The following is a 14,923-nucleotide window of genomic DNA, read 5'->3' on the forward strand; positions in this document are numbered from 1 at the left end:
CGGGCAGGATGCTGCGGGGCGGTACGTATCAGCGTCGGCCCGGCTACGAGAAGTCGGCCATCCCGTACGGGAGACGGCGCATCCGCTCGGCCTCGGCATGCTCGGTCTGCTGACGGCGCGCGGCCGCCTCGTACTCACGGTCCCGCCTGGCCACCAGGACGGCGGCCAGGAACCTCTCCGGATGCGTCCCCCAGGGTGGGGGTGGAGAGACGTAGGGCTCGATGAGCGCGGCCAACGACCGGGCAGCCTGCTCCCGGATGTCCGGCCGCAGGCTGCCAGTTCTTCCCAGGAAGATGCGTGCGTGCAGTGCGGGGCCGGACGGGAGACGGCGGATGTCGGCATGGTCGGCCCACCCGGCAAGGTCCGGGGGCATCAGCAGTGGGGCGAGGGCTGCTTCACTCCCGCGGGCACGGACGGCGTAGGTTCCGGCGAGCAGGTCACCCAGTCGCTTGCCCTGGGCATTGATCAGGGAGGTGATCACCGCGATCACCCCGAAGGACACCCATACCTCGATCACACCGGTCAGAGCCCGGACGAAGGCTTGCCGGAACCGGACCGGTCCGCCGTCGGTACGGACCACACGGATCCCCGTGGCCACCTTTCCGGCGGAGAGCCCGCGGGTGAGGGTCTCGACGGTCGTAGGGATCACCACCATGGCCATCGCGAGGGCCGTGATGTAGACCGCACCGAACTGAGCCTGGTTCGACGCGAAATACAACCCGGGAACCAGCACCAGCAGACCGCCGACGACGCTCACGGCAATGTCGATCAGACCCGAACCGACCCGACTGAGCAGCATCGCCGGGCGGGCCTCGAGCGCGACCGCCTCTCCGGTCACGATGAGGTCGGTCGGCAGGCCGACCGGTCGGGTCGTCGTCGATCCGCGCCGTGGTGCGGACGGGTGTGTCAGCCGCTGAGGAACCGTCGCCCGATCCGCGCTCGCCGTGGCATACGGATTGCCGGCCACGGGCGTGGCCGGCTCAGCGGTGGGTGGGCCGGACGGCGGCAGCGGGGCACTCATCTATGGCAGATTAGCTGGTGTGGACATTGATGCGTTCGTTGCGGTGAATGCCGCGCGGTGGGACCGCCTCGACACGCTCGTGCGCGCGCGGCGCCGGACCGGTGCCGAGGCGGACGAACTCGTCCAGCTCTACCAGCTCACCGCGACCCACCTGTCGAAGGTGCGTACCTCGGCACCGGACCCGACGGTGGTGACCCGCCTCTCCGGTCTGCTCGCCCGAGCCCGTGGTGTGATCGCCGGAGCACACGAGCCGGCGTGGAGCGACGTGACGAGGTTCGTGGTGATCTCGTTGCCTGCGGCGTTCTACCGGGCCAGATGGCTCACCTTGGCCGCCCTGGCCTTCTTCTGCATCGTCGGGGTCGCCACAGGGATGCGCGCGGTGGGAGACCCGGAGCTGCTTGCCCAGATGGGCACCCCGAGCGAGCGTGAGCAGTATGCGAACGAGTTGTTCGAGGCGTACTACTCCAACAGCCCGGCGCCGGACTTCGCCGCCCAGGTGTGGACGAACAATGCCTGGATCGCGGCGCAGTGCATCGCCGGTGGGATCACGGGGATCTTCCCGGTCTACGTGCTCGTGCAGAATGCGGTGGGCGTGGGGATGGCCGGTGCGGTGATGGCCGAGCACGGTCAGCTCGACCTGTTCTTCGCCCTCATCCTCCCACACGGACTGATGGAGCTGAGTGCGATCTTCATCGCCGCCGGAGCGGGGCTGCGGTTGTTCTTCGCGTGGGCGTTCGCCGGGCCGCGTACCCGGTCCAGGGCGCTCGCGGAGGAGGGCAGGGCAGTGTTCACCGTGGCGATCGGGCTGGTGGTCGTCCTCGGGGTGAGCGGCCTCGTCGAGGGGTTCGTAACACCGTCGGACCTGCCCACCGGAGTGAAGATCACCATCGGAGCCATGGTGCTGGCCGCCTACTGGATCTACACGATCGTGCTGGGCCGGCATGCAGTCCGGGATGGTGAGACCGGCGACGTACGTGCCGAGCATGCCGAGGACACGGTAGCCATGGCGGCTTGACCCGTTCCCATCGCGCCACGCCCCGCGCTGCCCCGGCCTGCGTCACCCTGCTGCGTAGCCACCGCCCACCTACCGCGCATTGGAACGCCGGAATGGCGTTCCAACGGGTGAGGAGTACGCATCCACCGGCTGCGCGCCGATGCACGATTATCCACAAGTGCGCGGTGGCCGCCGGCGAGGGCCCGGCGCGTGTGATGGCATGCCGGCCATGGGTACTCCGGAGCGCAAACCGGCACGCGAGCTGATCACCTTCGCCGACGCCTCGGCGTCCGGGCTGGACGGGAGTCTTCGCCGCGCTCATCGCGACGGTCGTCTGGTGCGCGTGCGGCGTGGGGTGTACCGGCCGGCGGCAGCCCAAGAGGCTGGGACGAAGGCTGAGCGCGCTGCGGCGAGGTATCGCGATCAGGTGCTTGCGGTGGCATGCAACCGCCGCGATCCCGTCTTCACCGGTCCGTCCGCTCTCGTACTACTGGGTCTGCCGATCATCGGTCCCTGGCCGAAGGACGTCTTCGTCATGTCTGGTACCGCGCACGGACGGCGTAGCACAGGCGTGGTGGAGGTCGCACGGCGCACCATAGTCCCCACCTCGACGGCCCAGGGGGAGGAGATCACGGATGTGAACTTCTCCCTGATCCAAACTGCTCGGCGGATGCCGCTGCTCGCCACTCTCGTCGCGGCCGACGCAGCATGCCGGATCCACCGGTTCGCGGACACGCCACCGCTGACGACTCCGGAGGCGTTGCACGCGGAGCACGAACGGATGCTTCCCTACCACGGCTCGCAGCGCATGCGACCGGTCCTTGATCGAGTCACGATCGGAGCGGAGTCTCCGCTCGAGACGCTCAGCGGACTGCTCATCGAGCAACTCGGCTTCGCTGCGCCACGGCGCCAGGTGGCGATCGAGGTGCCGTCGGGGGTGGTGTACGTCGACTTCTACTGGGAGGAGGCGGACATCGTCGGTGAGGCCGACGGCGACATCAAGTACCGCAGTGCAGGGACGGGCGCCGGCGCGGCGAGGAGAGTGATCGATGAAAACGGCGAGAGGATGAGCTGCGCGAGCAGGTGCGCGGCCTGGCCCGGTGGGGATGGCGAGACTGCTGGCGGCGGGTGCGGACGACGGGTGGCGCCGAACGGCTGGTCCCGAGCCCGGATCGCCTCGAGCGAAAGCTGCTCCGCGCCGGCGTCCCCAGGACCCGTCGCGGGCGACGGTTGCTGTAGGTTCGCTCGAACGGGGTTGCGTCGTTCGAACGGACTTAGGTGCGCCCGCAAGGGTGTTCCAACGCCGTAACCCCGTTCCAACGTGGGGTGGGCTGGGCGCGGTTGGCTGGGGCGCGGGTGGGGTCGGGCGCGGGAGAGAGGTGGAGCGCCTGGAGGTGGGGGCGCCGTGAGTCGGCCGCCCGGTCAGAGCCGCCCGGCAGCCTTCAGCGCCAGATAGGTGTCGGCCACTCCGGGCGGGAGCGACTCCGGGTCCCGCTCCACCACCTCAGCGCCGGTCCGGCGCAACCGACCGGCCAGCGCGTCCCGCTCGAGGTCGCCCCGTTCGGCCGCAGCCGCGTCGAAGACGTCGGCCGAGGTCTCCCGCGAAAGAAGCAGCGCGGCTGCATCGGGGTCCGTGGCGGAGGCCACGATCACCTGATGATCCCGGGCGATCGTCGCCACGGTGGGCAGCAACCCGGACTCGGCAGCGCCCGCCTCCAGACCGGTGATCACGACCACCAGGGCCCGCTGGGAGAGGGTGTCGCGCACTGCCTGGGTGATCTGCGGCCAGTCCGGTTCCACCAGTGCGGGGGTGACCTGGGAGAGCCCGTCGGCCATCGCGGGCATCACTGCCGCTCCATGGGTGCCACGCACCCGGGCTCGTACCCCGTCGTCGACGGCGATCAGGTCGACCCGGTCGCCCGCCTTCGTCGCGAGCGCAGCCATCAGCAGGCACGTCTCGATCCCGGCGTCCAGGCGTGGGGCCTCGCCCAACCGGGCGGCCGAGAGTCGGGAGAGGTCCAGCACCAGCAGCACCCGGCGGTCCCGCTCGGGGCGCCAGGTGCGCACCACGACCTCCTGACGGCGTGCGGTGGCTCGCCAGTCGATGGCTCGCACGTCGTCGCCCACCACGTACTCACGCAGCGAGTCGAACTCCGTGCCCTGTCCACGCACGTTGACTGCGGTGCGGCCGTCCATCTCCCGCAACCGGGCCAACCGGGAGGGCAGGTGCCGCCGAGAGGAGAACTCGGGAAGCACCCGGATCACCCCGGGAACCTCGCGGGAGGCCTGCCGTGCGGCGAGCCCGAGGGGACCATAGGCGCGGATCGTGACCTGGTCGGCATACAGGTCCCCGCGCCGCCGGGGTCGCAGGGTGGTGCGCACCCGCTGCGCCTCATCGACAGTGATCCGCAGCCGGTGCCGATTGTTGTCGGCCCCCGCGGTGGGCTGCCAGGCATCGCGGACCACACCACGCAGCCCGCGGCGTCCGGTGTTGGTCAGCGTGAGAGTGGACTCGGCGCGCTCGCCCCGGCGTACGGCACCGGCGGTTGCACGCTCCACCTCGATGGCGGTCGGGGACGCCGCCAGCAGCGTGTCCGCGGTCAGCACGAGCGCAACCGCCACGGCCCAGGCGACCACGGTGGTCACCTCCGGTACGAGCAGCACCGGAACCACGCCCAGCGCCACGAGCAGGACCGCCCGACCCGTGATCGCCATCAGCGCGGGACCGGGACCGACCCGAGGATCCCGTCCAGCACGGACTCGGTGCTGATGCCCTCGAGCTCGGCCTCGGCGCGCAGCTGCACCCGGTGGCGCAGGGTCGGGTGCGCGAGTGCCTTGACGTCGTCCGGAGTCACGTACCGGCGACCCGACATCCAGGCCCACGCACGTGAGGTGGCGAGCAACGCCGTCGCACCTCGGGGGGAAACTCCGAGGGAGAGCGAGGGCGAGGTGCGGGTGGCGCGGCAGATGTCCACGATGTAGGCGAGCACGTCCGCCCCCACCTCGACTCTGGCGACGTCCTCCCGCGCGGCGGCCAGCTCGTCCGGTCCTGCCACCTGGCGCACCCCGGCGGCGGCCAGGTTGCGCGGATCGAAGGCGTGCGCGTGCCGGTTCAGCACCTCGATCTCGGCGGCCCGCTCGGGCAGCGGTAGGATGAGCTTGAGCAGGAACCGGTCCAGCTGCGCCTCCGGCAGCGGGTAGGTGCCCTCGTACTCGACCGGGTTCTGGGTGGCGATCACCACGAAGGGGTCCGGCAACAAACGTGGTTCACCGTCCACGCTCACCTGCCGCTCCTCCATCGCTTCCAGCAGGGACGCCTGCGTCTTCGGAGGGGTGCGGTTGATCTCGTCGGCGAGCATCAGGTTCGTGAAGACCGGACCTTCACGGAACGAGAACTCCGCGGTACGCGCGTCGTAGACCAGTGAACCGGTCACGTCACCGGGCATCAGGTCCGGGGTGAACTGCACCCGCTTCATCTCCAGGTCCAACGAGGCACCGAGCGTGCGCGTGAGCAGCGTCTTGGCCACCCCGGGAACCCCCTCGAGGAGCACGTGCCCGCGGCAGAGCAGCGCGATCACCAGCCCGGTGACGGCCGCATCCTGACCCACGACGGCCTTGGCGACCTCGGCGCGCACCCGCCCCAGCGAGGTGCGGATCTCCTGCTGCTGGTCCGACTCCACCGGTGCAGCCTCGGCGGGCTTCGGGGGAACCCCGGGCGGCGGGCCCGTCGGGCCCGCGTAGGCAGGTCCCGACGGCGGAGGTCCAGCGGGTGCAGCAGCCGTCGGCGGGTACTCGGGCGGGGCCGCCGGTGCCGGCGACGCCTCGCCGTGCGAATACGGGGTGCGGGGGCCCTGGTCGGGCTGTGGGCCGTGTCCCGGTGGGGTGGTCGTCATGTGCGATGAACCTCGCCTTCCAAGATGTCCAGAGCGTGCGTGAGCGCCAGCAGGGACGCGTCGTCGGTGGGTGGTGGGCCGTACAGGAGGGAGTCGATCGCCTCGGGGTCCGCCCGCTGGCGCGCGCGAGGGTGTCCACGACCTCGGCGGGTTCGGCGGTGCGGCTGATGCCGGTGCGGCGTGCCAGGCGTCGGACAGCGCCGGCGCGTAGCGCGGACCCGGCGTGCGCGAAGGCCCGGCTGCGTCGGTACAACCGGCCACGACCACGGGTTGTCTCGGTCGCGCGCACCACCACTGGTAGGTGCTCGACCACCACCGGCCCTAGGCGGCGTCCGCGCCACAGCACCAGGGCGAGCGCCAGCAGGCCCCCGAATGCCACCAGCGAGGGCGGGATCAGCGTGGGTGCGCGATCGGCCGACGGGGTGCCGAAGGAGTCGGTGGGATCGGGGACGTACCAGACGACGTGCTCGTGCTGGCCGAGCAGGCGCAGCACGAGGGCGGCGTTCCCAGCGTTGGCGAGGCCGGCGTTGGAGAGCGGGGCGGCATTCGGTAGTACAGACCAGCGCTGCCCGTCCTCGGTCCAGGTGGCCAGCGCGTAGGAGGTCTGCGCTCCCTCGCCCTCGATCGGGAAGCAGCCGTCGACGCCGTCGGAGATCTGCACGCCCGGTCCGGCGGTGACGATCTCGGCCGCTGCCGTGGCGTGCTCGTCCGCGCACTGCGCGTCGTAGGAGGTCTCGGGTCCGCCACCGGTCAGTGTCACCCGGTCGGTCATCTCGGCGATCGAGCCGAAGGGCAGGTCCACCACCACAATGTCGGCGTCGACGCCACCGAGCGCGGTGAGTTGTTCCGGACGGAGCATTCCGGGGTCGGTGATCAGCAGGGTGGAGCCGGCGCCGGCGGCATCGAGGACTGCCTGGGTGGTCTGTACCTCCTGGACGTCCACCCCGTGCTCGCCGAGGATCTGCGCGGCGGCGCGGGCGCCGGGCGGCTCAGGGTTGGTCGCGCTCAACGGTGCCGAGCTGGTCGGTGGAGCGAGGAGGCGGAGCATGAGCGTGCCGAGCAGGAGCACCACCACGGCGCCGACGGCGATGAGCACTCCCTTGCGGTTGCTGGTGCGCGAAGCAGCGGGGCCGTCGGCGCGCTCACCCTGGGCGACGAAGGTGCTCACGGGGCTCCCACCGCCGCCGGACGCTCGCGCTGCGGACGTGCGCTCCCCACAGCCCGATCCACCTCGCACAGGTGCTCGTAGTCAGCCGCCGTCGGTGCGGTGTGGCCATAACAGACCTCGTCGAAGAGGCGCGAGGCACTGAGCAACTGCTCGGCACACGCGGGAAGGCGAGTGCCGCCGTCGACGGCTGCCTCGTGAGCGGTGCGGCCGGGCCGGTCCTCCAGGATGACCCGTTCGTCCATGCCCCGCACGATGGCACGGAAACGCTCCAGCACAGCGCGTGAGAAGTCGCCTGCCCGGGCGGCTGCCTCGGCGGCCGCCCGCAGATCGGCGGCGGACCGGTCGTCGTCGGCACTGAGCACCTCACTACTGCCGGCGCGGGCGAGCCGCCGGCGGCGGACCGGACCGCCGAGGAGCAGCGCGACCACCGCGAGCACCCCCACCACGGCCAGCACGACCAGGGGTACCAGCACCGGCCCGAGCGAGGAGTTCATCCCGACGATCTGCTCCCAGAGCTGCCAGAGCCAGTCGGCCAGTCGCTCCAGGATGGTGGGTTCGTCGTTGTAGATCCCCTTGGCCAGCTCGGCTTCCGCCCACGCCTGCGCCTCGTCCGCAGACGGGGTGAGCGGGACATCCCTTGTGACGAAACCGGCCATCGACTCAGGCAGCCTCGGCTGCCCGGGCGAGTTCGACGTCCAGCGCCTCGGTGCGGATGCGCACGTCGATGTACAACAGTGCGGTGACGGCGGCCATGAACGGTGTGGTCACGGCGAGAGAGATCACCTGGCCGACCATGCTGGCGACCTGGATCGCCATGAGACTACCGATCAAACCACCGACGATGCCGAACGGATAGCTGACCACCGACGCCAGGATCCCGACGAGGAGCACGGTGAGCAGGTAGATGCCGAGGATCCGCCAGAAGGAGCGGCGGGTCAGTTGGAAGGACCGGCGCAGCGCGGTGATGATGCCGGAGCGTTCGAGCACCAGGACCGGGGTGGCGAGCACGGTGAAGACCACCACGGCGATCATGGAGACGAACGCCGTGAGTACCACGACGATCCCCACCAGAGCGATCACCCCCGGTTCGCCGGTCGTTGCGGCGAGCGTGACCAGCCCGATGGCCACAGCGCTGATCACCATCAGGATCAGACCGATGACGAGGCTCAGGCCGAGCAGTCGCAGGATCTGGCCACGCACCGCTGCCCAGACCTGCCCGAGGCTCATCTTCCGGCCGATCACGGACTGGCTCACCGAGTGGATCAGCAGACCGGTCAGGACCGTGGTGATGAGGAACGACGCCGCCGTTGAGATCCCGTACCCGAGCAGCCCGGACTGCACTGTGGAGGTCAGGGTGTCCAAGCCTCCGGGGCTGTCCAGGTCTTCCAGCGCCGCCGGGTCCGACAGCAGGCGGTTCAGGTCCTCGAGCATGCCCCAAGTGGCGATGCCCTGCACCGTGACGACGACGGCGACCAGGACGGCGGACAGGGCGAACATGACCACCGGGTTGGCCCGGATCGAGCGGATCGCACCGTCGTAGATCTCGCCCAGGGTGAGCGGTCGCAGTGGAACGATGCCCGGTTGCGGCGCGAACTGGCCCGTCGGGGGATAGGGACCGGGTGCTCCGGTGCCGTACTGGCCGTAGCTGTTCGGCGGTGCGGGAGGGCCACCTGGCGCGGACCCCGGTGGGGGAGCCGGTTGATACCCGCCCGGCTGCTGATAGCCGCCCGGCTGCTGATGCCCACCTGGTTGCTGATAGCCGCCAGGGTCTGGTGCACCCCATCCCGGTCCGGGATCGGGTACACCCCAGCCGCCGGAACCTCCCGACTCGGGGGTGGTTGCCCGGGGTTCGACATCGCGTTCCTCTCACGTCTGGGGAGTACCTTCGCCATCTTCGCACGTGCACCTCCCGCGGTCTCACGTGTTGAAGTGCGACGATAGGGACATGAACGCACGCGTCTTGGTGGTCGACGACGATGCCGCTCTCTCGGAGATGATCGGTATTGTCCTGCAGTCGGAGGGGTTCGAGACGGAATTCTGCGCACACGGGTCGAAGGCGATGGAGACGTTTCACTCCGTCCAGCCCGACCTGGTGCTGCTCGATCTCATGCTCCCGGGGATGGATGGGATCGAGATCTGTCGGCGGATCCGGGCAGAGTCAGGTGTTCCGATCATCATGCTCACGGCCAAGGGGGAGACGACCGACGTCGTCCACGGCCTCGAAGCGGGGGCTGACGACTACATGGCCAAGCCCGCCAAGCCGACCGAGCTGGTGGCTCGCGTGCGGGCGCGGCTGCGCAACCGGGACAACGAAGGCACTGAACGGCTGCTGATCGGCGATCTCGTGATCGATGTGCCGGGGCATCGGGTGATGCGCGGGGAGGAGATGATCAACCTCACCCCGCTCGAGTTCGACCTGATGGTCGCTCTCGCCCGCAAGCCCTGGCAGGTGTTCTCCCGCGAGGTGCTGCTGGAACAGGTGTGGGGTTACCGGCACCAGGCGGACACCCGGCTGGTGAACGTGCACGTGCAACGTCTGCGCGCCAAGGTCGAGCGTGACCCGGAGAACCCGGAGGTCGTTGTCACGGTGCGTGGGGTCGGGTACCGGGCGGGCACTCCGGTCCAGTGACCGGGTCGGATCCGACCGCAGCAGCCGACGCGCCGGACCGCGCCGGGCACGCCACCGCTGCTGGATCAGCCCGCCGCACGAACAGGTGGTGGCGCTTGGTGCGCAGGCGGGCTCGCGTGTACGCCCGTTTCGGGATGCGTGCCTGGCGCCGCTCACTCCGGCTGCGAGTGGCGTTGTCGACGGTCGTGGTCGGGACCCTGGCGCTCGCCCTGCTGGCGGCGCTGCTCTCGGACCAGGTGCGGGACGGGCTGTTCGAGGAACGGCGGGACCAGGTGCTGGCGGACGCGGCCAGCCGTGCCGAGGTGGCCCAGGAACAGTTCGACTCCGCCACCGTGAGCACCGCCCAGGACGCCCAGCAGCTGGCGAACACCGCCGTCGGCACCCTGCAGCAGAGCGCCGTGGGGATCGAGGGCGTCCTGCTGTTGCGCTCGCCGGACCCGGATTCTCCGGTGCTCATCTTCGCGCCGGTCACGGACGATTCGCTGCGCCCGGCGATCAGCGAGGAGTTGCGCGAGCAGGTGCGCGAGGAGCAGTTCCAACAGTGGCAGTCGGTGGACCTGGCGACCGGTGACGATCCCGAGCCGGGGATGGTTGTCGGCTCGCCGGTCACGATCCCGGTGGCCGGCGCCTACGAGCTGTACATCGTGTACTCGCTGGCGCCCGAGCAAGCGAACCTGGAGCTGCTGCAAGGAGTGCTCGCTGTCGGGGCGATCAGCCTGGTCGTGCTGCTGCTGGTGATGACCTGGTACCTGACCCGTCAGGTACTGGACCCGGTGCGCCAGGCCGCCCGCACAGCTGAACGCCTCGCCGACGGACGGCTCACCGAGCGGATGGAGATCCGCGGACACGACGAGCTGGCCCGACTGGGCATGTCCTTCAACGAGATGGCGGCCAGCTTGCAGGACCAGATTGAGCGGCTTGCCCACCTCTCCCGGATGCAGCAGCGATTCGTCTCCGACGTCTCGCACGAGCTTCGCACCCCGTTGAGCACAGTCCGGATGGCCGCGGAGGTTCTCTACCTGGCACGTGCCGACTTCCCGCCCACCCAGGCGCGTTCGGCGGAACTGCTGCAGAACCAGCTCGATCGCTTCGAGAGCCTGCTGGTGGACCTGCTGGAGATCTCCCGGTTCGACGCCGGCGCGGCCGTGCTGGACGTCGAACAGCTCGACCTGCGTGGTGTGGTGGAGCGCGTGGTCGAGATCACCGAGCCGATCGCCGCCGAACGGGGCTCAAGCCTCAGTGTGGACGTGCCGGACCAGCCCTGTACGGCCGACATGGACGCCCGCAGGGTCGAGCGCGTGCTGCGCAATCTCCTCGTCAATGCCATCGAGCACGGAGAAGGGCGCCCGATCGAGGTCCGGGTCGCGATGCACGAGACGGCGGTCTCGGTGCTGGTGCGTGACCATGGCATCGGGATGACCGCCCCCGAGGCAGCACGCGTTTTCGACCGCTTCTGGCGCGCCGATCCCGCACGCGCTCGTACGCTCGGGGGCACCGGCCTGGGGTTGGCGATCGCTCTGGAGGATGCCCGCCTGCACGGAGGCGGCCTGGACGCATGGGGGAGCCCGGGCGAGGGCGCCGCGTTCCGACTCACGCTGCCCCGACGTGCCGGGATGGAGATCGGGCGCCCGCCGCTGGAGCTGCACCCGGTGCGCATCGAGCGTGAGCCGACCCACGAGCACGACCCGGCGGGCCCGGCGGAGCTTCCCGAGCTGGGCACCCCGGCGGGCGGGATACCGACGGTCACCGGTGAGGAGGACCCCCGATGAGACGACCGATCGCACGCGCTGTGGCTGCGGCGGCGCTCGGCGCCCTGCTGGCCGGGTGTGCGAGCCTGCCGACCTCCGGTCCGGTAGAAGCCGGAGTCGAGGCCGACCCGGACCAGGGCGTCGGGTACGTCGCGGGTGACGGCCCCGCCCCAGGTGACGCGCCCGGTGCGATCGTGCGCGGGTTCCAGTCCGCGTCGGTGGTGGGTACCAACGACGACTTCGTCCAGGCCCGCGCGTTCGTCACCAGCGACGCGGCGGCCGCCTGGGCTCCCACGGACCAGGTGGCCGTCTACGACGCTTCTGTGCCCCTGCGGTACTCCGAACCCGATGAAGGAACGGTCGAGGTGACGGCCACCATCGTGGCCACCGTGAACGCCGTCGGGATCTATACGCAAGCCTCGCCGGGATCAACCACCACGTTCACCTATGAACTGGTGCAGGATTCCGGTGAGTGGCGGATCGAGTCGCTGCCCGACGGCGTGCTGATCTCCGAGGTGAACTTCAGCACCGTGTACCGGCAGACACCGCTGTACTACCTGTCCGCCGACGGGTCCGCGCTCGTGCCGGACCCGCGCTGGTTCCCCCAGCGCAACGCCGCGACATATGCCATCCGCGGGTTGCTCGCCGGGGCGTCGGAGTGGATGAGCCCCGCGGTGGTTTCGGCTATCCCGTCCGGGACCGGGTTGTCGATCGACTCGGTCACGGTCTCGGCGGGTGTCGCGTCGGTCCCGTTGACCGAGGAGGTGCAGTCGGCCTCGGCGACGGACCGAGCCCTGCTGCTGGCGCAGATCAACCAGACCCTGTCGGGACTGCCCCGGGTGACGAGCGTCTCGGTGACCGTGGACGGTGTGCCGTTGGAACTGGTGCCGGACCAGGAACCACCCGAACTGGTGGTGGACCGCTCCGTGGGACGCTCCCCGCTGATGCTCAGCGACACCCACGAGTTGGTCGCGTTCAACGGGGCTGAGCTGACCCCGGTGCCGGACGTGGCACCGCTCTCGGGGATCGGCGCCGCGGACTTGGCACTGCCCTACGACAACGACGCTCCGGCCGTGGTGCTTGCCGGGGCGAATCGGTTGGTTGCTGTACCGCGCACCGGGGCCGACCCGGAGACCTTGTACACCGGGCCACACCTGCTGGCACCCTCCTATGGCCCGAACGGCTGGGTGTGGACGGGATCCGAGCAGAACGAGGGCGAACTGGTCGTCGTCCGTCCGACGGCGCAGCAGACCCGCGCCACCGTGGAGGCGGAGGCACTCGCAGGTCAGCAGGTCCGGGCGATCCGGGTGAGTCGGGACGGCGCTCGACTGGCCGTGGTGGTCGAGGACGACGGGTCCACTCAGGTGCTGGTGTTCTCCGTGGTGACCGGCACCGGTGGGGTGCCGGCCGCTCTTGGGGGATCGCTTACCGTGGCCCGGGGGGTCGATGACGTCACCGACGTGGTCTGGCTGGACAGCTCCAGCCTGGCCGTGCTGGGGACCACCCAACAGACCGAGACTGTCCACCTGGTGCCGATCGGAGGCCCGATCACACGGTTGCCGAGCGTGCCGGACACCGACGACATCGCTGCCGGGAATGGCGAGCGTGAGCTGTACCTGAGCACCGAGGACGGCACGCTGTACGGGCGTTCCGGTAACGGGTGGGCACAGTTGGCCACCGGGGTGCACGCCCCCGCGTTCGCCGGCTGACCACCGCCGTCCACAGCTCGTGGTCGTGGCCTGTCCCGCGTGAGCCTGACGCGTCATCCTGGTGCGATGAATGGGCAGACCGAAAGTGGCGGGACCTGGCGTGCGGGCGTGCTCGCGGCCTGGCGCGACCTGATCGGTCTGGTGCTCCCGCGTCATTGTGCCGGGTGCGACGCCCCGGACCGGTCGCTTTGCGCGCGATGCCGACGGCTGCTCTCCGGACCTCCGCAACGTTGCGAGGAAGACACGGTTTTCCTGGCCGCCGAGGAGTATCTCCCCGCACTCGGCCTGCCCACCTGGTCGCTGGCCGTCTACGCCGGCCCGGTGCGCCGGGTGGTCCTGGCCTGGAAGTCCGGACAACGCCCGGATCTCGACGAGGAACTGATGCGCGTGGCGCGGGGCGGGATCGTCGCGGTGGCGGACACCGTGGTCCCGGCACGCGACGCCGACGACGGTGCCGAACCTGCCCTCGTGGTGGTTCCGGCCCCGTCGGGGTGGCGCAGACGCCTCCGTCGACGCCTCGTCGCGCGCACCCTTGCGTTCGGCACGGCCGAAGGGTTGACCGAGGCGTCCGGGCGAACGGTCTGGGTGGCCGACCTGCTCCGGCGCCGCGGCAGGTCTGGGCACGCACTCGGCGCGCGGGCCCGCCGTCGCGCCGGCCGGACGGCGACCCGGTGCCTCGGCCCGATCCCTCCGGGGACCGCATGCCTGCTCGTGGACGACGTGGTGACCTCAGGTGCCACCCTGGACGCCGCGCGCGCCGCGCTCGAGCACGCCGGTGCCCGGGTGGTGGGAGCCGTCGTGCTCGCGGCCACGCCACCGCCTGGGACGACCGGTTCGGCGGTTCACCTGTCGCAAACCCTCCCGGTGGACTAGCGTCATGTCATGGAACTTCTCCCGGACCGGCTGCAGCGATTCGCTTGGCGCCGGTCCGGGTGCAGGGGAGGTGATCCCGCCAGATAGAACGCCGTGCCGAAGGCCGGCGCGGCAGCATTCGTCCCGGGACGGCAGGGCCGCCCCCGGGGCTCACCTGGAAAGACCTGTGGAGGTTCGTCATGGAGATTGTCGTGGTCAGCCGTCACACCGAGGTGCCGGAGCGTTTCCGGCGCCACGTCGAGGAGAAGCTGGCCAAGGTGCCGCAGTTCTCTCCGTACGCCCAGCGCGTCGACGTCGAGGTGTCCCACGAGAACAACCCGCGTCTGGCTGAGAAGTCCGAACGGGTAGAGCTCACGGTGCGGGCCAAAGGCCCGGTGGTGCGAGCGGAGGCCGCTGCCTCCGACCGGTACGGAGCACTCGACCTGGCCACTGCCAAGCTTCTGGAGAGGTTGCGCCGCGCGCGTGACCGGCGTAAGACCCACCACACCCGCAAGCCGGCACCGCCACCGGTGGTGCCCGATCTCGAGCCTGCCAAGGAGGAGGTCGAGCCCCAGGATCTCGACTTCACCCCGCACGCACCCAGCGAACCGGGCGTCGCGGTGGAGGCCCAGCTCGGCGATTCACCGGTGGTGATCCGCCAGAAGGTGCACGAGACGGCCCCGATGACCGTGGACCAGGCGCTCGCGGAGATGGAGCTGGTGGGGCACCCGTTCTTCCTGTTCGTCGACTCCGAGACGATGCAGCCGTGCGTGGTCTACAACCGGCGCGGCTGGACCTACGGCGTGATCCGGTTGAACTACGAGGCCACCGAGGCGGTGCGCGCGGAGGCGACAGCCTGATCCTCACCTGACAGCGACGGCGCCGGTCGACCCGCCGGGTCGGTCGGCG

12 protein-coding genes and 1 pseudogene are annotated in these 14,923 nt (G+C 70.4%); 7 read left to right on the forward strand and 6 right to left on the reverse strand.

What is annotated here, in order from left to right; translation table 11 throughout:
• Positions 1-43 precede the first annotated feature (43 nt).
• Entirely contained in the window at positions 44-1,021 is a 978-nt protein-coding gene (locus BLU77_RS20580; RefSeq protein WP_245708973.1) for an RDD family protein, read from the reverse strand.
• 19 nt (positions 1,022-1,040) lie between these two features.
• On the opposite strand from BLU77_RS20580, the gene BLU77_RS20585 reads away from it, so the two are divergent.
• Both BLU77_RS20585 and BLU77_RS20590 read left to right on the forward strand, forming a co-directional pair.
• Positions 1,041-2,036 carry a stage II sporulation protein M gene (locus tag BLU77_RS20585; RefSeq protein ID WP_089775261.1) on the forward strand — a complete coding sequence of 332 codons (996 nt, stop codon included), beginning with the start codon at positions 1,041-1,043 and terminating at the stop codon, positions 2,034-2,036.
• Positions 2,037-2,244: 208 nt separating this feature from the next.
• Positions 2,245-3,324 carry a type IV toxin-antitoxin system AbiEi family antitoxin domain-containing protein gene (locus BLU77_RS20590; protein WP_175477269.1) on the forward strand — a complete coding sequence of 360 codons (1,080 nt, stop codon included), beginning with the start codon at positions 2,245-2,247 and terminating at the stop codon, positions 3,322-3,324.
• 113 nt (positions 3,325-3,437) lie between these two features.
• On the opposite strand, the gene BLU77_RS20595 is transcribed toward BLU77_RS20590, so the two are convergent.
• From BLU77_RS20595 to BLU77_RS20615, 5 genes and pseudogenes are all read right to left on the reverse strand, one after another.
• Positions 3,438-4,730, reverse strand: coding sequence for a DUF58 domain-containing protein (locus BLU77_RS20595; protein WP_089775265.1), 1,293 nt, complete (start codon positions 4,728-4,730; stop codon positions 3,438-3,440).
• Positions 4,730-5,908 carry an AAA family ATPase gene (locus BLU77_RS20600; protein WP_245708974.1) on the reverse strand — a complete coding sequence of 393 codons (1,179 nt, stop codon included), beginning with the start codon at positions 5,906-5,908 and terminating at the stop codon, positions 4,730-4,732. The genes BLU77_RS20595 and BLU77_RS20600 overlap by 1 nt, the downstream gene beginning before the upstream one ends.
• Positions 5,909-6,398: 490 nt before the next feature.
• Positions 6,399-6,956: pseudogene (locus BLU77_RS23120) on the reverse strand (DUF4350 domain-containing protein); the annotation flags it as partial.
• 116 nt (positions 6,957-7,072) lie between these two features.
• On the reverse strand, positions 7,073-7,732 hold the full coding sequence (locus BLU77_RS20610) for a DUF4129 domain-containing protein (RefSeq protein WP_089775272.1): 660 nt from the start codon (positions 7,730-7,732) through the stop codon (positions 7,073-7,075).
• A 4-nt stretch (positions 7,733-7,736) separates the two neighbouring features.
• On the reverse strand, positions 7,737-8,651 hold the full coding sequence (locus tag BLU77_RS20615) for a DUF7847 domain-containing protein (RefSeq protein ID WP_483880080.1): 915 nt from the start codon (positions 8,649-8,651) through the stop codon (positions 7,737-7,739).
• A 370-nt stretch (positions 8,652-9,021) separates the two neighbouring features.
• On the opposite strand from BLU77_RS20615, the gene mtrA reads away from it, so the two are divergent.
• The 5 genes from mtrA to hpf all read left to right on the forward strand — a co-directional run bounded on the left by mtrA (position 9,022) and on the right by hpf (position 14,874).
• Positions 9,022-9,705: an MtrAB system response regulator MtrA gene (gene mtrA, locus BLU77_RS20620; RefSeq protein WP_089775276.1), complete on the forward strand. Its 684-nt coding sequence runs from the start codon at positions 9,022-9,024 to the stop codon at positions 9,703-9,705.
• Positions 9,702-11,474 carry an MtrAB system histidine kinase MtrB gene (gene mtrB, locus BLU77_RS20625; RefSeq protein ID WP_245708975.1) on the forward strand — a complete coding sequence of 591 codons (1,773 nt, stop codon included), beginning with the start codon at positions 9,702-9,704 and terminating at the stop codon, positions 11,472-11,474. The genes mtrA and mtrB overlap by 4 nt, the downstream gene beginning before the upstream one ends.
• Positions 11,471-13,162: an LpqB family beta-propeller domain-containing protein gene (locus tag BLU77_RS20630; protein WP_089775277.1), complete on the forward strand. Its 1,692-nt coding sequence runs from the start codon at positions 11,471-11,473 to the stop codon at positions 13,160-13,162. The genes mtrB and BLU77_RS20630 overlap by 4 nt, the downstream gene beginning before the upstream one ends.
• Before the next feature lie 66 nt (positions 13,163-13,228).
• On the forward strand, positions 13,229-14,035 hold the full coding sequence (locus tag BLU77_RS20635) for a ComF family protein (RefSeq protein WP_089775279.1): 807 nt from the start codon (positions 13,229-13,231) through the stop codon (positions 14,033-14,035).
• Between the two features lie 179 nt (positions 14,036-14,214).
• Positions 14,215-14,874: a ribosome hibernation-promoting factor, HPF/YfiA family gene (hpf, locus tag BLU77_RS20640; RefSeq protein WP_089775281.1), complete on the forward strand. Its 660-nt coding sequence runs from the start codon at positions 14,215-14,217 to the stop codon at positions 14,872-14,874.
• The last annotated feature ends 49 nt before the right edge of the window (positions 14,875-14,923 follow it).

Origin of the sequence: Ruania alba, assembly GCF_900105765.1 — a bacterium.
GTDB classification, from domain to species: domain Bacteria; phylum Actinomycetota; class Actinomycetes; order Actinomycetales; family Beutenbergiaceae; genus Ruania; species Ruania alba.